Source organism: Microcoleus sp. Pol12B4, assembly GCF_036701385.1.
Taxonomy (GTDB): Bacteria; Cyanobacteriota; Cyanobacteriia; order Cyanobacteriales; family Microcoleaceae; genus Microcoleus.
Genome location: NZ_JAUBQR010000028.1, coordinates 13,167 through 33,973, shown reverse-complemented (window position 1 = coordinate 33,973; position 20,807 = coordinate 13,167). Strand labels below are relative to the sequence as shown.

The window sequence follows — 20,807 nt, the reverse complement described above, 5'->3', positions numbered from 1 at the left end:
TTTTGATGAACCTAGGAACTTTATCGCACGGTTTTATTCTATCCAAGGTTTTGACGGATATAGTAATCTGTTGTACTTAATTTATATCTTTAGGCAGATACGATTATTTTGGTCGCTGTGCTCAACATAGAATTCTGTGTCGCCTTTGTCAGTGGTAGCTTAGTAGTTATACTTACTTCCATTCACGGCACCAGGTTGGGTTGAGCTTGTTAAACCCCACTTTGACAAAGACTAATATTCGGGTTCTTTTAACTCTAGCCAGAGGATACAACGCGTCTTTTCGTAAAAACACCAGGTTGATGCGTCAATCCTGAATATCAGGAAACTCGGCAATTTTGCTGGTTAACCTCCAGCGATCGGCTACAAGTTACAAATCAGGTTTTCTGTACAATACCGGCAAGAAATTTAGCATGAATCTCGATTCACCTGTTCTCTCTGACAAACAGCCTTCGGGGCTGCGGATGGTAAGACCCATCGGAGTCTTGGCACTGCACGGCATTGCTTTTTTAGGAAATAGGTTGTTCGCTGTCGATCGCGCCGAAGGGCTGCTATTGGAGATCGATCGAGAAACTGACAACACTACTGTTTTGAATCCTTATCAAACGGCTAAGTTTGCGGGCGCAACCGGGCTGGCTATTTCGGAAGATACTCTCTGGTTTGCGCGGGATGAGGATATTTGTTGCTGTCGGGGCGCAATTCGGGACGGAGCGCTCGCTGAACTCAAACCGGAACATTTTGTTTCACTTTCTTATCCTGCTGACGGGATTGCTGTTTGGAAATCTACGCTTTATGTGACTTGCCAGAGATTGGGCTATATTCTGGTTTTTGACCTGAAAACTGGTCGAGAAATTACTCGGTTTTACGCTCCCGGTATTGGGGTAGAAAATATCACAGTCCGGGACGAGGAAATTTGGGTTTGCGACAAGACTGAGCAAACTGTTTACTGTTTGGAACGGGGAACAGGGGAGATTAAATTTAGCGTTTTGACTCCCTTTGAGTCGCCTTCAGGTTTGGCTTTTCACAAGGATTCTGAAACCGGGGAGGAGGTTCTGTACGTGGCTTACGCCGGGGATGAACTTTACATCCGGGATGACCCGAATTCGGAAGATCCTTTTCAGTTGACGAAGCGCGATCGCACTTTTATTCAGCCTTTGTCTTTTCACTACAATGAAGCTGACCGCTACGCTCTGTCAAACGGTTTTTTGATGGAAATGTCTTATGTGGAGGAACTCTCTCCCCTCGATGAGGTAGAAATCGAAAATTTGGAGTGGCGGATTGCTTTGCCTTCGCAAACTCACCGGCAAAAGGTCAGAAAAATTACGCCGATTGGAATGCCTTTTACTGAGGAAATTCAGGAAGGAGAACGGGTGGCGGTGTTTAAGTTCGATCGGCTGCACCCTGGGGAACGCCGAATTTTTGGCTGGAAGGCTTTGTTAGAAGTTCGATCGATTAAGTATCAGTTGTCGCCTCGGGATGTCGAAAAGAGTCCGAAGCTGTCGCCGGAGTTTGCAGCTAAGTATTTGGTGGACAATGACAATTTGGCGATGGATACGGAGATTGTGCGATCGGCGGCTGCGGCGGCTATTGGCTCGGAAACTAACATTCTCAGGCAGTTACTGAGCATTCGTAATTTTGTTTACGATCAACTTTCTTACGGAATTAGACCTCACATTGACACTCCCGATATTGTGCTACGCCGTGGTATCGGTTCCTGCGGGGAATACGTGGGACTGTTGTTAGCTTTGGCTAGGTTAAACGGGATTGCTTGCCGCACGATAGGCCGCTACAAGTGTCCGGCTTTTGCTGACAGAAAAGGTGTGTCGCTGGAGCCTGACTTCAATCACGTTTGGCTGGAATTTTACATTCCAGGTTTTGGCTGGGTGCCGATGGAATCTAATCCTGATGATATTCAAGACAGGGGCCCTTATCCTTTGCGATTTTTTATGGGTTTGGCTTGGTATCACGTAGAAATTGGCAAAGGAATCCGATTTCAAGGTCTCACGAGCGGGGGTCTTCCTTTAAACAAGGAGGATGTTTCCGTGGGGAGTCTGGCAATTAATCATGTGAGGTTTACCATTTTGGAAGAGTTGCCAGCAATTTGAAGGGAGTGTTAACAGTTAACAGTTAGCCGTCAACATTTAACTGTTAATTGTTAACATTTTTAATCTAAAATCGAAAGTAGAAAATGTAAAATCAGAGGAAGAGGGGTTGTGGAATTTTCGATTGCTAATTTTCTCGTTTTAGTGGCCTTTGCACTACTGGTGACGGTGACTGGCGGGGTCGCTTATTTGACTTCTGTTGAGTGGCGCGATCGCAGGCGGTTAGATAAGGCTAAACGGAAAAAAAAGTAGCTTTTGGCTGTTGACAAATTGCATTTTTTATGATAAAAAAACAAGGCGATCCAACCAGGTCGCCTTGTTTTTTGATTTGAGGTATAGCAGAAGGAAGAAGGAAGAAGGAAGAAGCAAAAATCGCAATGGTTTCACCAATTTAAAATCTCCTAATCGGCTGGGCGGTTGCTATATTTTCACCGCAGATAAAAGAAAGTTCGCTAACCTAAACGTTGTAGGTTTGTAGTCAGGCCTTGAGTCCTAGTAGTTTTATGAGGGCTCAAGTCCTGACTACAAAACAATTTGATTGCATTCGATCGCACATAAGATGATTTACAGGCGAGACGCCCGCACCACAATAAACACACCACAACGAACACAGAGGAAAAAAGGGATTTTGGAGTTGGTATTTTAAGTCCACTGTCGGAAAAATGTATTTTCTTGCCAAGCGGCGGCGGTGCGTTTTTCAAGTGCTGCCATTTCTGTTTTGTTGAGGGGTTTGAATGCTTGGGCAACTTTAAAGTTTTCTTCTAATTGCTTTACTGAGTCGGCGGCGATGACGCAGCAGTGCACGCCGGGCAGTGAAAGCGTGTAACCCATTGCTTGGTGCATTCCATCTAAAACACCGTTCTGAAATAATTTGCCGTAAGCTGGTATTTTCATGGCTATGACGCCGATGTTTTTGGCTTTGGCGACTGGTAAAGCGCTGGTAACAAAGGAGCGCGGGTGATGTTTTTCGGCGGCGTTGAGGGAGATTAATGTTGTGTCAAAAGGATAGCGCTGCAAGCCTGCAGCAATGATGGCTGGTTCGTGGTGTCCGGTGATGCCGGCAAAACGAATTATTTTTTGCTGTTTGGCTTCTTCGATCGCCTTTATTGCTCCTTTGGCACTGAAAATTTGGTCTAATTCTGTTTGGAATGAGACGTGGTGGAGTTGCCACAAGTCTAGTCGATCGGTTTTCAATCTTTTGAGCGATTGCTCTAAGTCTCTCCACGCGCCGTCTCTGTCTCTGGCGGAGGTTTTTGTGGCTAGGAATAGGCGCGATCGATATGGTGGCAAAACTTTGCCTAAGTTTTCTTCGCTGGGCCCGTACTCGGCCGCCGTGTCAAAATAGCGAATGCCTAGTTCGATCGCGCGTTCAATTTGCACCGCCGCTTCTGCTTCTCTTCCCGGCTGCGACAGCGGTGTTTGTCCGGCCCCCCCCAAACCGAAAATCGGCACTTTCACGCCGGTGTTGCCTAACAGTCGTTCTGGCATTTTTACTGTGGGGGCCGCCTTGTTATTGGGTGCGGCTGCGATTTCCCGATCCTGTTGTTCGATCGCCTTAGCACCTGCAATGCCGCTGGCAACAGCTATACTGCTCAATATAAAATTGCGGCGAGTCTTTTTGCGGGTCATTGTTTCGGTCTCCTCAGAATATGTGAGAGAAATTAACCGCGTTTGTGTTGGCACAATACATAAATTTTTACTGCAAATCGGATAATTTTCCCCCTGTCCGAGGGAGGAGATGGCTGGGGGAAAATGATCTATGTGCCGATCGACTATTGGTCAATTATCCATGCGCGAATCAGTTCGTTTATCTGTTCTGGTACTTCGTCGTGGGGACAGTGACCAGCTTTGATAAAGTGTTCTGTTAACTGCGGATAGTGTTTGCGAAATTTAGCGCTTCTTTCTGTGGAATTCATCCACGGATCACCTTCTCCCCACAGCATTAGCAACCGGCAGTTTAATTGACTAAGTAATACGTCAATTTTTTCGCCTTGGGGTGTTCGGAATACGGAGGCGAATACTTTGGGCGCACCGGGATCGCAGGAGGGAAGGTAAATTTCTTCTACTAATTGGTCTGTGACGGCGCTTTGGTCGAGATAAACTTTTTCTAGAGTTTTCCGAATTGTCGATCGCTGGCGCACGTACTGGAACAGCAGAAAACTTGCCCAATCTTGCTGAAATAAGGTTTTAGCTACTGCAGATATGGCTTTTTGCAAGGGCGGGGCTTCGGGTGCGGGCTGCGGTTCGCTGAAGGGGCCGGCGCTGTTGATTAATATGAGTCCGGCTGCTGATTCGGGGCGCTGGGCTGCTACACACAAGGCGGCGTAGCCTCCGAGGGAGTTGCCGGCTAGTACGGCGGGCCGGCCGATGATGTTGGTGATAAAGTCGTGGAGTTGGTCGCGCCAGAGGTCGCCACTGTACTGCAATTCGGGTTTTGCCGATCGTCCGAATCCGATCAGGTCGATCGCCCACACTTCAAAATCTTTGCTCAGGCCGCTGATATTTTTGCGCCAGTGGTTTGTGGAGGCTCCAAAACCGTGAATTAACAGCAGGGGAGGGCGTTCTGGATGCCGATCGCTCGTTAGCGGAGCCCTCGAAGAGGATCGAACGTAGTACACTGAATGCCCCCGCCACTGCCAGTAAGTGCCGGCTATGGGGGCGGAGGTGATGGCTGGGGTTGCTTGCATAATGTAAAGAAATAATTATTTACTTTAACTATTGTATCGCGACGCTCAGATTTATATAGTTTGAACAACGCGCCGGAGTTTCGCCAGCAAAGGATTGGTCAATTTGGGCGAGTTGAGATCTCGCGATCTCCCGCACTCAGGATTAATAAGTTTTGTAACGAATATTGATTTTGTGAGGGGCGTAGCAATGGGAGATATTTTGCCCGATCGCATTTAGGAAAATAAATCGGGTTTTGGCTGCAACCTACCTAGGTATGATGATTTTGCTGTTTGGCGGCCTGAGCAAGTTCTGGGTGATGGCGCTTGCCCAGGGGCTGCGAGGGTCGAACCTGATTGGTGAGGGTCAAGGGATCGACTTTTTTCTAGTTATTTCCGAGCTTTTCCAGGTGGGGATCGTTTGTTCAACAGGTGTTGACGGCTTCGGGGATGCAGCGAGCCTAAGCGTTGCTAGTTGGCAAAAGCCGACTTCAAAAATTTCGCTACTGGGAGAAGTTATAAGTAAAATTACTGATGGTTCTCTGCAGAAGTTTCTCAGAATCGCAGAATATTTTGTGACGTTGTTTGCTGTTCTTAATTGCTTTGATACTCTAAGATAGAAGTAGAGCTGCGCCGCTCAATTAATTAGCATTTTGAATACTAGGGAGCCAACTATGCAGGGTGTGAACTTTATCCACCTGAAAGTTAGGGAGTTTTCTGAGTGATTGCTATTTCACCTCGTCCCGTCGGACGCAATTGGATTACAATTAGCTTCGCTTCTACTCTATACCTTTGTCCTATTTTGGATCTGCTCCTAGCAGAGGTGCCAGATTACTGGCAAGCAGAATTGCGGTTGGGGCTTCAAGAAGCTTTGGTAAATGCTGCTAAGCATGGAAACAAATTAGACCCCGGTAAAACTGTAGGAGTCCGTTTTTCGATCGTCCAAAACCAATATTGGTGGGTGATATCGGATGAAGGTTCTGGCTTTAATGCCCCTTGCAGTTGTAACCTTTATACCGATGATTGCGACAGTCTCCTAGCAGAGGATGTTGCAGATAACTCTGGACTACCCCATGTGGAACAGGAATGTGGTAGGGGGTTGTTTATTCTTTACCAAATATTCGATCAGGTAGAGTGGAATTCTGAAGGTACAGAGTTACGGCTGTGCAAAGAACTGGCCAGTCCCTACCGACTGCCTCGCTTGCGCTAGCACCGCTATTTGGCAGCAGTTTTCACCTCAGGTAGACCTGGAAATTTTTTCGTTATCGGGCTCAAGCTTGCAGTGAGAATTTGAACGTTCTGGCTATTGATAGCTGATCATAATGCAAAATGTGAGTTTTGAGTTAAAAAAGTATAAATCTTTTGAACTCACAATCGCGCTGCTCGATCGAGCGGCGCGATTGTCTAAGTTTTGAGCGACTACTCAAGCCACAACTCCAAACCGCCAAGCATTACGAAGAACGAAGCAATCTAATTATTTGCCGTGGGTGGGACAGGGAGGAGCAGATATCGATCGATCCAGCCATCCTGCTGCTTGGTTTAAGCGAGGGAGAGCTTCTTCGGGCTGTTTTTTGAGCAAAAAGACCAAAGCGGCCGCAGCTTGCTCACAGGCCCGCGCGGAACGATTGGCTTTGAGGCGGTGCCAATCTTTTTCGGAGATGGCGAGGCGCGCGGCGAGTGCTTGGGCTAGTTCTACGGTGCTCAGCTCGTTGAGGTTGACAGTTTGGGTTGTTTGTGTAGTTTCAAGCATAATTGGCAATTATACGGATTTGGCTGCCGTTTCTGAATTTAAAAAATATACTGCATATAATAACAACTTAATTGGAAATCGGTTTTTTTTATTATTATTGTCAGGTTTGCAGATCGAAATGCCTCAACAGCCGTCAGAGTTAAATCAGGAAGAGCAAGAAAGTGAGTTTGTTCAAGCGCTCGCAGCAGTTGAGCGATCGCTCGCAGCAGTCAAAGAACGGTACACTCAAATTCAGGTTGATCGACAGCGCCAAGTCGAACTAGGCCATCGCCGCGAAGAAATCCGCCAGTCCAAACGCCAAAATCCATTGCCGGAACTCAAAAAAGAATTGCGGGAAATTGAGCAAGAATTGGAAACTATCGAGTTGAATTTAGAAAGCAGCCTGTTTTCTTGGGGAAGCATAAAACAACCTTTTTGGCAAGCAGTTCGGTTTGGGGGACTCGGCATTTTGATCGGTTGGATTTTGAAATCCTATGCAGGTTGAACTATGTTGAGATTTATGATTTTTTTAATGAACCACAGAAATTCACAGGCGGGACGCCTGTTCCACAGAAAACGCTGAGTCAGAGAAAAAACAGAGATATGGTGCAAAATATTAAATAAACAGGAGTGGATATGACAACTCAACGAATAGCAGCAATTTTGCGCGCCGGTGAACCAGACGAAACTGTAACTGTTCAAGGTTGGGTTCGTACCAAACGCGAATTGAAAGAATTTGCCTTTGTCGAAGTCAACGATGGTTCGGCGATGGCTAACTTGCAAGTAGTCATAAATTCAGATTTGCCAGACTTTGAAAATGTACTCAAACAACTGAATACAGGTGCATCTTTAGAAGTGTCGGGAGTGCTGGTAGCATCTCCAGCAAAAGGACAGCGAATTGAGTTGAAAGCCTCACAAGTGCAAGTTTACGGCGATGCAGACCCGCAAACTTATCCGTTGCAAAAAAAGCGGCATTCCTTTGAATTTTTGCGGACAATCGCGCATTTGCGGCCCCGCACAAACACCCACGGTGCTGTATTTCGAGTCCGCAATGCTTGTTCAGCGGCGGTACACCAATTTTTTCAAGAACGCGGTTTTTTGTGGGTTCACACTCCGATTATTGCTGCTAGCGACTGCGAAGGTGCGGGGGAAATGTTCGCCGTTACCAACTTTGATTTAAAGAATGTGCCGCGCACTGATTCGCAAGAGGTTGATTATGCTAAAGACTTTTTTGGAAAGCGCGCCTATTTAACAGTTAGCGGCCAGTTGGAAGCGGAAGTTATGGCGATGGCTTTCGGAAATGTTTACACTTTTGGTCCGACTTTTAGAGCGGAAAATTCTAATACTTCGCGACATTTAGCTGAGTTTTGGATGATTGAACCGGAAATGGCTTTCTGTGATTTGCAGGGAGATATGGATTTGGCTGAGGCGTTTTTAAAGTACATTTTTAAATACGTTTTGGAGCAGTGTCCGGAAGATATGGAGTTTTTCAATGAACGCATTGACAAAACGGTTTTGGCTACTGCTGAAAATATCATTAATAATCAGTTCGAGCGGATTACTTATACGGAGGCGATCGCACTTTTGGAAAAAGCAGACAAAAAGTTTGATTTTCCGGTAAGTTGGGGCTTAGATTTGCAGTCGGAACACGAGCGTTATTTGGCTGAGGATTTGTTTAAAAAACCGACGATTGTCAGCGATTATCCCGTCGGGATTAAAGCATTTTATATGCGTTTAAATGAGGACGAGAAAACGGTGCGAGCAATGGATGTTTTGGCTCCTAATATTGGGGAAATTATTGGCGGTTCCCAGCGGGAAGAAAGGCTGGATGTGTTGGAGCGGCGCATGGAAGCCCAGGGTATGAATAAGGAGGAATTGTGGTGGTATTTGGATTTGCGTCGCTACGGTACTGTGCCTCACGCTGGGTTTGGTTTGGGATTTGAGCGGTTAGTGCAATTTATGACGGGAATGGGGAATATTCGGGATGTGATTCCGTTTCCGAGAGCGCCTTTGAGCATTGATTTTTAGTGTAGGATTGTGTGGCAAAGAGGAGGGACACGGCATTGCCGTGTCCTTACCCAGATCGGCGACTTATAATCACAAATAAATTAAGTCGCCGAGGGAATTGTGATATCAACAGATTGCACTTTTACCGAATTTCCCAAACTCGATAACGGCGGTTGAATTGCCTCTGTATTTCCCACTACTAATGTTACCAAATTCTCCGGTTTCAAGTAAGTCTTAGCTACGCGCTGCACGTCGGCAATTGTTGCTGCTTCGATGCTGCGGCGGTAGCGAAAAATGAAATCTTCGGGATAACCGTAGTATTCGTAGCGCATTAATCGCGACAAAGTTTGACTGGGATTTTCAAATTTGAAGATGAAAGAATTAAGGGTGGAATCTTTAGCAAAAGCTAATTCTGCCGGGGTAATTGGTTCAGTGCGGATACGATCGATCTCTGCGCGAATTGCCTGAATAAACGGTACTGTGGCGTCCGATCTCGTTTGGCCTCCTGCGACAAACACCCCCGGATAGTCATATCTCGGACTCCAAGCCGCGTATACTGAATAAGCTAAGCCTTGGCGCGATCGCACGTTATTAAACAAACGACCACCGAAACCGTTGAGAACCCCGTTCATTACGTCTAAAGCACCGTAATCTGGACTGCTGAGCATTCCGCCCAAATGTCCTATTTGCACGTAACTTTGACTTAATTGCGGCTGATTTACCAAAAATACGCCGCCCCTATTTGCTGGCGATACGGTTGGTAGTGCAGGCACTTCTGCACTTTGACTCGGTTGCCAGTTGCCGAATTTTTGCTCGACGAGCGATCGCATTTTAGCTGTATCAAAGTCGCCAGAAATACCCAAAATCATATTCTTGGGATGGAAATATTTCTGGTAAAAACTCACCAAATCATCGCGGGAAATATTGGCGAGGGTTTTGTATTCCACCGTGCGCGCGTAAGGACTGCGATCGCCATAAATTAATTTTTGAAACTCGCGGCTGGTAATACCGTCAGGATCGTCATTGCGGCGGGCGATCGCACCTTGAGTTTGGTTCTTAGCTAAATCCAACTTTTCCTGAGCAAATATGGGCTCCCGAATCACTTCCGCAAATAAGTCAAACACGGGTTCCACATCTTCAGCTAAAGCACTAAAATTAGCCGTACCAGAAGCAACATCAATCCCAGTTTCTACCGAAGCTGCTCGCTGTTCGAGCAACTGATTTAATTCATCAGCCGTATGCCTGCTTGTGCCGCCAGTTCGCATCACTTCTCCCGTCAAACCTCCCAATCCGATTTTATCGGTAGGTTCAAAGCGCTCGCCGGTGCGAAATAGCGCCGTTCCCCCGACTAACGGGAGTTCCCGGTCTTCCATCAGATACACCCTAATGCCATTTTTCAGCTCGAAGCGAGTGTATTTAGGCAGTTTAATTTCTGCCAGCGGGGGAAATGTTAATTCGTCGTAGTGTTTGGGTGCAGCCGCAAAGGAAGGTAACAAATTAAACGTGCCAAGTGAAACAGTAAAAAAGCAAAGCGATAGCAGAAATAACTTTACTTTTTTCAGTCTCAATTTAGTCCTTTTCATTCTTTCTCCAATGTTTCCTAATTTGACAATTAGAGGCAGAGCCTCGCCGATATGCGTTCCCAGGCAGAGCCTGGAAACGAGTATTTCTTCCCTCTTCCTTCTTCCCTCTTCCTTCTTCGTTCTTCCATCGGACTTCCATCGGACTTCAATCAGTTACATCCGTTACAGAATCCGTTGCCGAACCTTCTTCTTACAGTGGCAAAAGCTTACCAATCGTGCGATTTTCCGGGCGGAAAGTTGCCTGAGCGACACGTTGAATGTCAGCGGGAGTAACAGCCGCGATCGCATCCAATTCCTTGAACAAATTTCGCCACGAACCGGTGTTTACTTGATAGTCCACCAGCGAAAATGCCATGCCCATATTAGAATCGAGCGATCGCAACAAATCGGCTCTCGCCTGAGTTTTCACGCGATCCAATTCCAAAGCAGAAACCGGCTCAGTTTTCAGGCGATCGATTTCCTTGCTCAAAGCGGAGGCTACTTCATCAACCGTGCGGCCCGGAGCAGTTTGAGCATAAAATAACATCAAATTCGGATACTTTTCCCCCGGATAACCGCTGAAACCTTGAGCCGCCAGCGCCAATTGCTGCTCTTCTACCAAAGATTTGTAAAGCCGAGAAGTGCGGCCATCGCTGAGCAAAGAACCAATCATTTCATAAATCGCATTGTCGGGATGATTCATCGCAGGCCGATGGTATCCTTCCAAATACCAAGGTTGAGTTTTTAATTGCAGCGTGACTTCCTTAGTTTGCGTTTGGGGAGGTTCGACAATCTGCAATTCTGGAGGCGCTGGTTTCGCCTTGTAACGACCGAAATAAATTTGAGCCAGTCGCTTCACCTCCGAAGCTTTCACGTCTCCTACCACGGCCACAGTCAGCTTGCTGGGGACGTAGTGAGTCTCGAAAAACTTCTGCACGTCGCTGCGGCTAAGGTTTTTAATGTCTTCAGTGTAGCCAATTACGGGGCGGCGGTAGGGATGAGCAGAGAAAGCTTTGTTGGCAAAAACTTCAACCATTTGTCCGATCGGAGAATTTTCGGTTCGCAGCCTGCGCTCTTCTAAAATTACCTGTTTTTCTTTGTAAAATTCCCGAAATACTGGTTCTAGAAATCGCTCGGATTCCAGCGACATCCACATTTCTAACTTATTAGCTGGAAGGCTGTAAAAATACATTGTGGCGTCGGTGGAAGTAGCGGCATTTAGTCCGACTCCGCCTGCTTGTTCCACTATCTTGCCGAGTTCATTGCGCTTGACAAATTGCGAAGCTTCGGCTTCAACTTTGTCAAATTCTGCTTTTAATGTGGCGACTTCTTCAGTTTTGCCGCTGGCCTTGGCTGCTTGCATTTGCTCGAAGAGTTGGTCTTGTTTTTCTAAGAGCGGCTTTTCGGCTTGGTAGTCGGTAGTGCCGATTTTTGGCGTGCCTTTAAAGGCTAAATGTTCGAGATAGTGAGCGACACCTGTTTGACCGTCGGGTTCGTTTGCGCCGCCGACATCGGCGTGAATCAGAAACGATGCTACGGGGGCTCTAGGCCTTTCGAGTACGATAAATTTCATGCCGTTGTCGAGCTTATATTCGCTGACTTGGCTGATTACTCGATCGAGCGACGGTTGAACAGAGACTGCTTGGGAGCCACTAGCGGGGTTGGGGCGGGCGAGGGCGATTTCGGGAGAAATGCCCCACCACAGCAGTACAGCGGCCAGCAGGGAGGCGATGAATCGAGTTTGGCGATCGGGCGATTCCCTACGGGATAGCTTCGCTTCACGGGGTTTTTGGAACTGCGGGGTCATTCGATTTTAGATTTTAGAATTGAGATTTTGGGTTGTCAAACAAAAAATGTTTGTGCTCGGCGGCCAGAGATTCTTTTTTAAGGATAAAGATTTTTGGAGGCATAAGCGATCTGTTGCGCCGCAGATGTTAGGCTGATACAGCAAATCTCAAAAAGGGTCTGGAGTTGAGCGAGGAGTATTAAGTTTGGGATCAAAGCCGCGCACAACTTAAAACTTAACATTAATTTAGCCATTCAGTCCCGATACCGTAGATCCAAGTCGCCAATTACCGATTGCAAAGCCATGCGAATTTTTAATCAGTCTCCTCCTTCTGAAACAGAAACCAAGAAGCGGATTTTACAAGCCGCTCAGCGGTTGTTTGCCCGCAGCGGATACGACGGCACGACAACTCGCGATTTAGCAGCGGCGGCGGGGGTGGCAGAGGGTACGCTATTTCGGCATTTTGATAATAAAAAAGCGATTTTGATTGAGGTGGCTACGGAAGGATGGGTGGAGTTGCTGACGGATTTGCTGACAGAATTAAGCGAGATGGGGAGTTACAAAGCAGTGGCTCAGGTGATGCGGCGGCGGATGCTGAATATCCGCGAGAATAGCGACATGATGCGGGTGTGTTTTTTGGAGGCGCAATTTCACCCGGATTTGCGCGACAGAATTCAGTTGGAAGTCATCGGAAAAATGACAAATGTGGCTGAGGCTTTTTTTGAAACGGCGATGGAAAAAGGAGTTTATCGGAAGATGAATCCGAAGATTGTCGCTCAGGTATTTTTGGGAATGTTTGCAGTCGCGGGTTTCAGTCAAAATACGATTATGGAGCCGAATGCTTCTGTGCAGGAAATGCAGGAAATGGCTGAAGGACTCGCAGATATTTTTCTGAATGGGGTTTTAATTAAAGATGAATAATTAGGGCAACAGGGAAAACTTGTTATGAGCAAAATTTTGCACTATTGTATTCGGCGGCTAACACAGGAAGACGAGCCTTTTTTGTGGCAAATGCTGTATGAAGCGGCGCACATGGCAGAAGAAGGTGAATCAACGGTGCAAGCTGTTGTCAATCATCCTTTAATTGCGAAATATGTCCAGAATTGGGGACGTGCAAACGATTTGGGTTTCGCAGCGGTCGAATTGAACGGCAGCCAGACAGTAGGAGCCGCCTGGCTGCGTTTGTTTACAGGGGATGACAAGGGCTTTGGCTGGGTTGACGATACTACCCCGGAATTGGCGATCGCCGTTCTTCCAGAATATACAAATCAGGGTGTAGGAACGCAGTTGCTGGCTCGTTTGTTGTCAGCGGCAAAAGCATCTTATCGATCGGTATCCCTGAGTGTCAGAAGCTCAAATCGGGCCCTGAGTTTGTACGAGCGCTGTGGATTTAAAATAATTGACGGAAGCGAGACAATCAACCGCACAGGAGGGACATCATTCACAATGAAAGTGGATTTTGATTAAGTGAATTATTACTCTATAAATTCGTACATCTTTTGCACCCACTTCTCCCGATTCTCCTGCCATTCATCTGTCACAACTTCCCAAGTTGTATTACTTTCAAGTTCCAGCAATAGACTTGATACTTCTTCCAGCGTCGATGCTATATGACATTCTTCTACCCAACTTTCACGGATCATTTTCCAGAGACTTTGTACCGATTCTCGCTGAAAATTTGATTCTAATTCAACTAGCAACTTGGCTAAGTGCTTTTCGTCACTGGCTGCTGACACCTCGCTCATCCAACAGTTGCGACGTTCTTTCCATTCTTCCGTCACTGCATCCCCGCTTAGGTGGGATTGAAACTCTAAGAGTAATTGGTTTAGTTCTACCATATTAAATTTTGTCTTGTTTGCAGCTTGTGCTATTTTTGGACAAATTTTATTGATTGAGACTGTTTGTTTTTTATAATGAGCGATGTGGCTGAGGCTTTATTTAAGAACGGCGAGGGAAAAACAAGTTTACCCAAAGATGAATCCGAAGATTGTCGCTCAGGTATTTTTGGGAATGTTTGCAGTCGGGTGCTTCAGTCAAAATACGATTATGGAGCCGAATGCTTATCGACAGCAAATGCACTAAATGGCTGAAGGACTCGCTGATATTTTTCTGAATGGGGTTTTGCAGAAAGATGAAGAATTAGTAATTAGTCATTAGGAAATTTTAGAGCCTGAAAACTTATATTGACAGGCTCTGACTCGTCGAAACTACTCATTAAACTTGTGCATTTGCTGTACCCAATTCTCGCGATTCTGCTGCCATTCATCAGCCATAGCTTCCGAATTTATATTGCTTTCTAGTTCCAGCAATAAACTTGATACTTCTTGAACAATCGATGCTGCCAGACATTCTTCTACCCAAAGGTTCCGGCGCTCTCCCCACTGAATATCCACAGATTTACCCTGCAAGTTAGATTCCAATTCAACTAGCAATTCTGATAGATATGTCAGGTTAACTGATGCTGCCACATCGCTCACCCAACTTGACCGACGCTCTTTCCATTCTTTTTTAACTCCTTCCGATTTGAGGTTGCTTTCAAGCTCTAACACTAACTGATTTAGTTCTACCATCTTAAATGTTTGACTTTTTGTAGTTTGTGCTACAATTCTACCATAAACTTAAATAAACAGAGTGTAAATTTTTTGACAGATTGCGGTCGCAGTGAAACTACAGAATAGATAACTGAATAATGAGCTATGAATTTACTTTAGATATGCTAGACATTCCCTGCGGTTGGAGGCGGGGTGAAGGGGACTGGACTGGAGTAGCGGCGGCTCTTGCTAGAGGAGAAACTGTCGAAGTAATTCAAGAAGTTGGTTCTACTTTGTGGCAAAACAGTCTGCCAGAAAAACATTCTTTGTATTGGGAGGGGGGAAATCTCTCAACTATCAAAGCCCGAATTTGGATTAGTTTTACGCAGAGAAGATTTTCGCCGGAATCTGTTTTGCCAAAGGTTCAGTGGCATCCGAGAGTGTTGTGGATAGGGATAGGCTGTGAACGCGGAACAGGGCGAGAATTAATCGAAACAGCGATTCAAAATGTATGTCGCGGTTATCATTTAGCGGAAAGTGCGATCGCAGGTATTGCTACAATAGACACTAAAGCAGGTGAAGTCGGCTTGTTAGAACTTTGTCAAGCGCGAAATTGGCCGTTAAAAACCTTTGCGGCTGAAATTTTAAGTTCCGTAGAAGTCCCCAATCCTTCAAATATTGCAGCAAAAGCAGTCGGGACGCCCAGCGTAGCAGAAGCTGCGGCACTTTGTGCGATCGAAGAAATTTTAACCGCAGATGAACACAAAGATACGCAGATATCCATCCACCATCTGCGTTCATCTGCGTTCATCTGCGGTTCATCTCCCCTCTTAGTTCCTAAAAAAATATTTCGCACTCAAAATCCCCCCCCTTTACAAGGGGGGGTTAGGGGGGGTTCTGCTGTAACAGTAGCAGTTGCAGTTTCCGCGATCGAGTATCTGGGATAATGTATTACTGAGACAAAGTATTGGCATTCACAAATCGACCAATCAACCCAGAAACAAATGACAACACAATGGAACCCAACAAAGCCGGCCAAAAACCACTAACCGCAAAGCCGATATTGAACGCACCCGCCAACCACGAAGCCAGGGAAAGTGAAATTGCGTTCACAACGAATAAAAACAAACCTAAAGTAATAATGGTCAAAGGCAGCGTCAGCAATGTAAGAATCGGTCTGACAACCGCGTTCACCAATCCGATAACAACAGCAGCCAGCATCGCCGCCGGAAAGCTAACCACCGAAATACCTGGTACAATGTTAGCGGTAATGATTAGCGAAACCGCTGCTACTATCCAAGTTAAGAAAAAACTTAGCATATCTTTTTTTCCCTCTCCATCACTCTTAATTCAGATTTTAACTGTTTAGTCGATCGACCCAAGTTCGGCATACACTACGAAATACCCACCTTGCAAGAATATCAGGCTTATGAAACTCCGGCAACTAGCAGCATTCCTCTTGGCGCTAACTATCTTCATCCTGCCACGGCCAGCGCTGGCTCAATCTAAATATTACGCTCCGCCGTTGTCCTTTAGCAATGCCGAACTGACAAGACGCGATTTTTCGGGTCAAATGTTGCGGGCCGCTGAGTTTTCTAACGCTAATATGGACTTGACTAATTTTTCTAATGCCGATTTGCGGGGAGCAATTATGAGCGCTTCGGTGATGACTCAAGCGAATTTGCACGGAGCAGATTTAACTAATGCAATGATAGATCAAGTTAAATTTACTAAGGCCGATTTAAGCGATGCAATTTTAGCGGAAACAATTTTGCTGCGTTCTACTTTTGAGGGAGCTGATATCACCGGCGCTGACTTTACTGATGCAATTATGGACGGATCACAAGTTAAATACTTGTGCACAAAAGCCAGCGGTATTAATTCTCAAACTGGGATTTCTACTCGCGATTCTTTGGGATGCCACTGATTTAGTCTATCATTCCCTAATTTCAATTTCTGGAATTTTGGTAGGGGCGGGCTAGAAGCCCACGCGACAAAATCAATACACAAAATAAATTTGTTTGTGGAACGGGCCGGAGAGTCCGTTCCTGAAAGCTTAGCCTCAACCATAATTACTAAGGCTTTGCTTTTTTCTGAGCAGTGGCATAATGCTCACTCATTAACTGATTAACTTCTGGATTGTAAATCCGCAGATAATTCCAGTAATTTTCAAACACCGATTTTACGTATCCTTTCGTTTCAGGAAAGGGAATTTTTTCCGCAAAAGCATCCGCGTCACTAAAATTAAACCTTTTCAACCAATCTGATACTGCATTCGGCCCGGCATTGTAACTCGCCACAGCTAACATCGAGTTATTCTTGTACTCGTCGTGAGTGTGATCCAAATACCACGTACCGAGTTTAACGTTGTCGTCCACATTCTCCAATGAATACTTTTTGAGGCTGATTTGTCCAGCAACCCAAGCTGCTGTTTCGGGCATTACTTGCATTAAACCGGTGGCGCCAACTGATGATTTGATGGAGGGCATAAACCGCGATTCTTGCCGAATTAATGCGGTTACTAATACTGGATTTATTGTGCGTTCTTTTGACCACTTGACAATGGTTTCTAAGTAAGGAAAAGGATAAAGCGCTTGCCAATAAATCGGTTGCTGTCTCAGCGCGAGGTATTCGGTTCTATCATCGGGTTTTTCGCGCTGCCGCAAGCTACTAACCATCCACAAACCGTCTAAATTGTCTCCGACTGCAACTCGCATTAAACCGTCGGTAAACTGTTCGGCAATACTTGGTTCTACGCGGTCGATAAATTCTATTTGCCACAGCGTCCAGGCATCTCTATCTTGACCTAATTGATAGAGTTCTTTCAACGCAGGAGAACCGGCAGTTGGTTCGGGGCGCTGAGGCGGCCGCACTACATTGGGAGACAAATCTCGGACTGTGGTAAAGTCGCCTACCGGCCAGCCAAGAAGTACAGCCGATCGCCACGCAAAATATGATTCGGGATAACGTAAGATAGTGTACTCAAATGCAGTCTTGGCGTCTTGCTGGCGGCCGAGTTGCTGTGCCCATTTCCCGACCCAAAATGCGGCTTCTGGAGCTTGTTCGCTGTCGGGATTGTGGGTGGTTAATTCTCTCGCCCACTGCCAAGCTGATTTTAAATCTCCGCCTTTGGCAAACTGCTGGGCGATCGTCCACCGCAATTCGCCTGCTTTATCAGAATTATTGTATTTTGTCAAGAGCAACTTGCGGGTATCTGAGGCGGGTTGACCGCTGCGTGCTTTGTCGAGAAGTTGGGATTTATCTAACAAAGCTTCGGGGGCATAATTTGGGAATTTGCTAATAACTCGATCGAGCAAAATGATCGCTTCTTTTGGTTCGTTCAAGCGCGATAGCCTAATTAAACCCAAACCAGTATCTTCGGCATCGGGGAAATCCCGCACTAATTCTTGATAGGCAATTCTCGATTCCGGGATTTTTCCGTCTAGCCACAAACCACGAGCTTTGCGGTAAAGATTTTTGGCGTTGCGGGGAGCTTTCCCGTAAGCAATAGCTCCTTTGCCATAATCTTGTTTTTCCCAATAGCCAAAGGCAATTTCTTCCCAATCTTCCGGTTTTAAAGCGGCGCTGTTTCGCTGCACCAGTTGTTCCAAAATTGTCCCGTAATCTTTGACATAATGACCGTGTTTTGCTACGAGCAGCATCAACTGCGGCTGATTGGGATTTTCTTTTAACTTGCGGAGGGCAATTTCTACGCTGCGGGGATGACCGGGAAACTCAGTAATTGCCTGTTGCCAATATTCCGGTTTTGACTTGCCTAAAACATATAAAGCTTCCGCTGCTACCGGGTCGCTCGGATAGTTTTTGAGCAGTTCCTGCCAAGCTTTTTGAGTTTTGCCTTTGTCGCCGCTTAATTGGTAAGCTTGCGCTCTTTTTAGGGCAATGTGAGCAGCTAAAACCGGATATTCTTGCTCTAATTTGTCCAATAACTTTAATGCTTTGGCTGCATTTCCTTGCTGGATTAAATCGCTGGCAAGCAGGTAGCGGGCGCGGCTTTGAGGGGAGATTTCCTGCTGCGGGTTCGTACTTGCAGACTGACTGGTTGCCAGTTCAATTAATTTCGCAGATCGCTCGCTCGGTGACAGCGATACCAGCATCTTGACTTGCGATTCGGAATTCGCTGCACTCAGGGGCTGCTGAACCTTCTGGACTGAGCCAAAACCCATCCATTTCATCGCAGCAACCAAAGAGCCGATCGCAATAACGCAAACTGAAACGCTGATTAAAACAGAAAATCGAGCCCGGCGTCGTTTTAGCATGGGAAAATTTAAGAGAATAACAATAGATAACCGATCGTTTGTCAAAAGCCATCACACGCAGGATGGGTGTTCCACGCCATCACAGGCAGGATGCCTGTTCAACGAGAAATAAATGTTAATAGTGGGGCAAAAACGGACAGCCCACCCCCACACAGATGATTGAGATTGGTGGAAGATCCGATCGCAGGCGGACTTGGCTGATATAGTAGCAGAATTTATTTCGATGTGGAGCGGAGAATTTGTGCGATCAATCTATTTCTCCGCACCAAGGAAAAAGCCCAAACCACCCACTACAAAGTACAATCTAAAATCTAAAATCTAAAGTGTAAATCAAAACATGGAATTTCTAGTCACCGATACACCCCGCTCTGTTTGGACGGGAGACGCCCTGGCAATTGGTCTATTTGAGGACGCCTTGGAACTCACCGGCGAGCTGGCACAATTAGATGAAAAGCTTGCAGGCACTTTGAAAGAGCTGCTACTGGAAGTAGATTTTAAGGGCAAAGTGGGCACGAGCGCCATCACCCGCGTCGGCGGCAATAATCCCATTCGCAAAATTGCGATCGTCGGTTTGGGCAAAACAGAGGACTTAAAATTAGACACCGTGCGGCAAGCAGCAGGCGTTTGCGCCAAGTTAGCCAAAAAAGAGAAATGCAAAACCCTTGGAATTAGCTTTCCGGTGTGGAAAAACGCACCGGATATTACAGCAAGCGCGATCGCCGAAGGTGTAGAACTCTCCTTGAATCAAGACAACCGTTTCAAATCGGAACAGGAAGACAAAAGCCCGCAACTCGAACAAATTCATTTGCTCGGTTTTGCCGGTACCGAAAGTGCGATCGCCCGCGCCCGCCAAATCACTGCCGGAGTGATTTTAGCACGGGAATTAGTCGCAGCGCCGGCAAATTTTGTCACCCCGATTACCATGGCAGAAACTGCTCAAAGTCTGGCTGCCGAATGCGGTTTAGAATTAGAAATATTGGAACGGGAAGACTGCGAAAAGCTAGGCATGGGAGCCTTTCTCGGCGTGGCACTAGCATCGGATTTACCACCCAAATTCATCCATTTAACTTACAAACCCGAAGGCACACCGCGCCGCAAAATAGCAATTGTCGGCAAAGGATTGACCTTTGATTCTGGGGGTTTGAACATCAAAGGTGCGGGCAGCGGCATTGAAATGATGAAAATAGATATGGGCGGCGCCGCAGCTACTTTGGGAGCGGCAAAGGCGATCGGACACATCAAACCAGATGTGGAAGTTCACTTTATCAGTGCCGTCACTGAAAACATGATCAGCGGCCGTGCCATGCGCCCTGGAGACATCCTTACAGCTTCCAACGGCAAAACAATTGAAGTCAACAATACCGACGCAGAAGGTCGTTTAACCCTGGCTGATGCTTTGGTATTTGCTGATAAATTAGGAGTTGACGCGATTGTCGATTTAGCAACTCTAACCGGGGCCTGCGTAATTGCTTTAGGTGACGATATCGCGGGTTTGTGGAGTCCTCAAGATAGCGTCGCTGCCGAAATAGTCGCTGCATCAGAATTGGCAGGTGAAAAATTTTGGCGAATGCCGATGGAAGAGAAGTATTTTGAGGGCTTGAAAGCATTGCACGCCGACATGAAAAACACAGGTCCTCGTCCCGGTGGTTCGATTACGGCAGCGCTATTTTTGAAGCAGTTTGTAAAGGATACTGCATGGGCGCATTTAGATATTGCCGGCCCGGTTTGGACTGACAAAGAAAATGGCTACAATGGCCCTGGGGCTACTGGTTTTGGAGTTCGGACTTTGGTGCATTGGGCGCTGGGCGGTGCTTAATTGTGGATTTCCAGCGGAAAAATTGAGATTTTCTCTGCCTTAAAAGTCTGCTAGTCCATCTGTGAGCCAGGGGTTAAAAACCCCTGGCTCACTGCTTAAGTAATCTAAAAGAAAATTTAATAGCGATCATTAACAATTTAAATGTTTCTGAATCAATAGCTAGGCGAACCTATTTATTCCGTTACAGGGAGCAACCTAAGCGTTGCTAGCCGTGACGCTCACCATTACTCATACTTGCGATAAAGCTTCGTTCCTGGGGCCCAACCTCGACAGTTTTGACATTTTCTGAAAAAATAGCTGTTTCATAAAAAATGAAAAAAGTATATAATTATGTAAA

The 20,807-nt window shown here is 46.3% G+C and carries 20 protein-coding genes and 1 pseudogene; 12 read left to right on the top strand and 9 right to left on the bottom strand.

Features of this window, described 5'->3' with window-relative positions:
- The first annotated feature begins 410 nt into the window (after nt 1-410).
- Nucleotides 411-2,102: a transglutaminase domain-containing protein gene (locus tag QUA38_RS06345; protein ID WP_333160188.1), complete on the top strand. Its 1,692-nt coding sequence runs from the start codon at nt 411-413 to the stop codon at nt 2,100-2,102.
- Between the two features lie 108 nt (nt 2,103-2,210).
- Nucleotides 2,211-2,351, top strand: a complete 141-nt coding sequence (locus QUA38_RS06340; RefSeq protein WP_333160187.1) for a hypothetical protein — start codon at nt 2,211-2,213, stop codon at nt 2,349-2,351.
- 390 nt (nt 2,352-2,741) lie between these two features.
- On the opposite strand, the gene QUA38_RS06335 is transcribed toward QUA38_RS06340, so the two are convergent.
- Both QUA38_RS06335 and QUA38_RS06330 read right to left on the bottom strand, forming a co-directional pair.
- Nucleotides 2,742-3,728, bottom strand: a complete 987-nt coding sequence (locus tag QUA38_RS06335) for an aldo/keto reductase (protein ID WP_333160185.1) — start codon at nt 3,726-3,728, stop codon at nt 2,742-2,744.
- A 143-nt stretch (nt 3,729-3,871) separates the two neighbouring features.
- Nucleotides 3,872-4,786: an alpha/beta fold hydrolase gene (locus QUA38_RS06330; RefSeq protein WP_333160183.1), complete on the bottom strand. Its 915-nt coding sequence runs from the start codon at nt 4,784-4,786 to the stop codon at nt 3,872-3,874.
- Between the two features lie 233 nt (nt 4,787-5,019).
- Between QUA38_RS06330 and QUA38_RS06325 the strand changes: the two genes are divergently transcribed.
- Both QUA38_RS06325 and QUA38_RS06320 read left to right on the top strand, forming a co-directional pair.
- On the top strand, nt 5,020-5,382 hold the full coding sequence (locus QUA38_RS06325) for a hypothetical protein (protein ID WP_333160181.1): 363 nt from the start codon (nt 5,020-5,022) through the stop codon (nt 5,380-5,382).
- A 101-nt stretch (nt 5,383-5,483) separates the two neighbouring features.
- Nucleotides 5,484-5,972 (top strand): anti-sigma regulatory factor, encoded by a 489-nt coding sequence (locus tag QUA38_RS06320; RefSeq protein ID WP_333160179.1) that lies wholly within the window; start codon nt 5,484-5,486, stop codon nt 5,970-5,972.
- Nucleotides 5,973-6,236: 264 nt separating this feature from the next.
- Here the strand turns inward: QUA38_RS06320 and QUA38_RS06315 are convergent, their stop codons facing one another.
- Entirely contained in the window at nt 6,237-6,512 is a 276-nt protein-coding gene (locus QUA38_RS06315) for a DUF6439 family protein (protein WP_333153402.1), read from the bottom strand.
- Nucleotides 6,513-6,630: 118 nt separating this feature from the next.
- Between QUA38_RS06315 and QUA38_RS06310 the strand changes: the two genes are divergently transcribed.
- Both QUA38_RS06310 and asnS read left to right on the top strand, forming a co-directional pair.
- Nucleotides 6,631-6,996 carry a DUF2203 domain-containing protein gene (locus QUA38_RS06310; protein WP_333160176.1) on the top strand — a complete coding sequence of 122 codons (366 nt, stop codon included), beginning with the start codon at nt 6,631-6,633 and terminating at the stop codon, nt 6,994-6,996.
- 131 nt (nt 6,997-7,127) lie between these two features.
- The gene (gene asnS, locus QUA38_RS06305) at nt 7,128-8,519 is read left to right on the top strand and encodes an asparagine--tRNA ligase (RefSeq protein WP_333160175.1); all 1,392 of its coding nucleotides are present in this window, start codon (nt 7,128-7,130) and stop codon (nt 8,517-8,519) included.
- 80 nt (nt 8,520-8,599) lie between these two features.
- Here asnS and QUA38_RS06300 read toward each other — a convergent pair whose 3' ends face one another.
- Both QUA38_RS06300 and QUA38_RS06295 read right to left on the bottom strand, forming a co-directional pair.
- Nucleotides 8,600-10,081: a pitrilysin family protein gene (locus tag QUA38_RS06300; protein WP_333160173.1), complete on the bottom strand. Its 1,482-nt coding sequence runs from the start codon at nt 10,079-10,081 to the stop codon at nt 8,600-8,602.
- A gap of 190 nt (nt 10,082-10,271) precedes the next feature.
- Nucleotides 10,272-11,867, bottom strand: coding sequence for a pitrilysin family protein (locus QUA38_RS06295; protein ID WP_333160171.1), 1,596 nt, complete (start codon nt 11,865-11,867; stop codon nt 10,272-10,274).
- Nucleotides 11,868-12,149: 282 nt separating this feature from the next.
- Between QUA38_RS06295 and QUA38_RS06290 the strand changes: the two genes are divergently transcribed.
- Both QUA38_RS06290 and QUA38_RS06285 read left to right on the top strand, forming a co-directional pair.
- Nucleotides 12,150-12,767: a helix-turn-helix domain-containing protein gene (locus QUA38_RS06290; RefSeq protein ID WP_333149183.1), complete on the top strand. Its 618-nt coding sequence runs from the start codon at nt 12,150-12,152 to the stop codon at nt 12,765-12,767.
- A gap of 24 nt (nt 12,768-12,791) precedes the next feature.
- Complete coding sequence (locus QUA38_RS06285) at nt 12,792-13,313, top strand: GNAT family N-acetyltransferase (protein ID WP_333160169.1); 522 nt, start codon at nt 12,792-12,794, stop codon at nt 13,311-13,313.
- Between the two features lie 8 nt (nt 13,314-13,321).
- Here the strand turns inward: QUA38_RS06285 and QUA38_RS06280 are convergent, their stop codons facing one another.
- Nucleotides 13,322-13,684, bottom strand: a complete 363-nt coding sequence (locus QUA38_RS06280; protein ID WP_333160167.1) for a hypothetical protein — start codon at nt 13,682-13,684, stop codon at nt 13,322-13,324.
- Between the two features lie 75 nt (nt 13,685-13,759).
- Here QUA38_RS06280 and QUA38_RS06275 point away from each other — a divergent pair.
- Nucleotides 13,760-13,928 (top strand): annotated as a pseudogene (locus tag QUA38_RS06275) (TetR/AcrR family transcriptional regulator); the annotation flags it as partial.
- Nucleotides 13,929-14,053: 125 nt separating this feature from the next.
- Here the strand turns inward: QUA38_RS06275 and QUA38_RS06270 are convergent.
- Complete coding sequence (locus QUA38_RS06270; protein WP_333160165.1) at nt 14,054-14,416, bottom strand: hypothetical protein; 363 nt, start codon at nt 14,414-14,416, stop codon at nt 14,054-14,056.
- 119 nt (nt 14,417-14,535) lie between these two features.
- On the opposite strand from QUA38_RS06270, the gene QUA38_RS06265 reads away from it, so the two are divergent.
- Nucleotides 14,536-15,324 (top strand): cobalamin biosynthesis protein, encoded by a 789-nt coding sequence (locus tag QUA38_RS06265; RefSeq protein ID WP_333160163.1) that lies wholly within the window; start codon nt 14,536-14,538, stop codon nt 15,322-15,324.
- Between the two features lie 4 nt (nt 15,325-15,328).
- On the opposite strand, the gene QUA38_RS06260 is transcribed toward QUA38_RS06265, so the two are convergent.
- Nucleotides 15,329-15,697 (bottom strand): phage holin family protein, encoded by a 369-nt coding sequence (locus QUA38_RS06260; protein ID WP_333160162.1) that lies wholly within the window; start codon nt 15,695-15,697, stop codon nt 15,329-15,331.
- A gap of 109 nt (nt 15,698-15,806) precedes the next feature.
- Here QUA38_RS06260 and QUA38_RS06255 point away from each other — a divergent pair, with 109 nt between their 5' ends.
- The gene (locus QUA38_RS06255) at nt 15,807-16,304 is read left to right on the top strand and encodes a pentapeptide repeat-containing protein (RefSeq protein ID WP_333160160.1); all 498 of its coding nucleotides are present in this window, start codon (nt 15,807-15,809) and stop codon (nt 16,302-16,304) included.
- 148 nt (nt 16,305-16,452) lie between these two features.
- On the opposite strand, the gene QUA38_RS06250 is transcribed toward QUA38_RS06255, so the two are convergent.
- On the bottom strand, nt 16,453-18,654 hold the full coding sequence (locus QUA38_RS06250; RefSeq protein WP_333160158.1) for a transglycosylase SLT domain-containing protein: 2,202 nt from the start codon (nt 18,652-18,654) through the stop codon (nt 16,453-16,455).
- A gap of 337 nt (nt 18,655-18,991) precedes the next feature.
- On the opposite strand from QUA38_RS06250, the gene QUA38_RS06245 reads away from it, so the two are divergent.
- Nucleotides 18,992-20,470, top strand: coding sequence for a leucyl aminopeptidase (locus tag QUA38_RS06245; protein ID WP_333160156.1), 1,479 nt, complete (start codon nt 18,992-18,994; stop codon nt 20,468-20,470).
- Nucleotides 20,471-20,807 lie beyond the last annotated feature (337 nt).

Coding starts and splice junctions, on each gene's coding strand:
- QUA38_RS06345 (WP_333160188.1), top strand. CDS start 411: ATGAATCTCGATTCACCTGTTCTCTCTGACAAACAGCCTTCGGGGCTG.
- QUA38_RS06335 (WP_333160185.1), bottom strand. CDS start 3,728: ATGACCCGCAAAAAGACTCGCCGCAATTTTATATTGAGCAGTATAGCT.
- QUA38_RS06330 (WP_333160183.1), bottom strand. CDS start 4,786: ATGCAAGCAACCCCAGCCATCACCTCCGCCCCCATAGCCGGCACTTAC.
- QUA38_RS06315 (WP_333153402.1), bottom strand. CDS start 6,512: ATGCTTGAAACTACACAAACAACCCAAACTGTCAACCTCAACGAGCTG.
- QUA38_RS06310 (WP_333160176.1), top strand. CDS start 6,631: ATGCCTCAACAGCCGTCAGAGTTAAATCAGGAAGAGCAAGAAAGTGAG.
- asnS (WP_333160175.1), top strand. CDS start 7,128: ATGACAACTCAACGAATAGCAGCAATTTTGCGCGCCGGTGAACCAGAC.
- QUA38_RS06300 (WP_333160173.1), bottom strand. CDS start 10,081: ATGAAAAGGACTAAATTGAGACTGAAAAAAGTAAAGTTATTTCTGCTA.
- QUA38_RS06295 (WP_333160171.1), bottom strand. CDS start 11,867: ATGACCCCGCAGTTCCAAAAACCCCGTGAAGCGAAGCTATCCCGTAGG.
- QUA38_RS06290 (WP_333149183.1), top strand. CDS start 12,150: ATGCGAATTTTTAATCAGTCTCCTCCTTCTGAAACAGAAACCAAGAAG.
- QUA38_RS06285 (WP_333160169.1), top strand. CDS start 12,792: ATGAGCAAAATTTTGCACTATTGTATTCGGCGGCTAACACAGGAAGAC.
- QUA38_RS06280 (WP_333160167.1), bottom strand. CDS start 13,684: ATGGTAGAACTAAACCAATTACTCTTAGAGTTTCAATCCCACCTAAGC.
- QUA38_RS06270 (WP_333160165.1), bottom strand. CDS start 14,416: ATGGTAGAACTAAATCAGTTAGTGTTAGAGCTTGAAAGCAACCTCAAA.
- QUA38_RS06265 (WP_333160163.1), top strand. CDS start 14,536: ATGAGCTATGAATTTACTTTAGATATGCTAGACATTCCCTGCGGTTGG.
- QUA38_RS06260 (WP_333160162.1), bottom strand. CDS start 15,697: ATGCTAAGTTTTTTCTTAACTTGGATAGTAGCAGCGGTTTCGCTAATC.
- QUA38_RS06255 (WP_333160160.1), top strand. CDS start 15,807: ATGAAACTCCGGCAACTAGCAGCATTCCTCTTGGCGCTAACTATCTTC.
- QUA38_RS06250 (WP_333160158.1), bottom strand. CDS start 18,654: ATGCTAAAACGACGCCGGGCTCGATTTTCTGTTTTAATCAGCGTTTCA.
- QUA38_RS06245 (WP_333160156.1), top strand. CDS start 18,992: ATGGAATTTCTAGTCACCGATACACCCCGCTCTGTTTGGACGGGAGAC.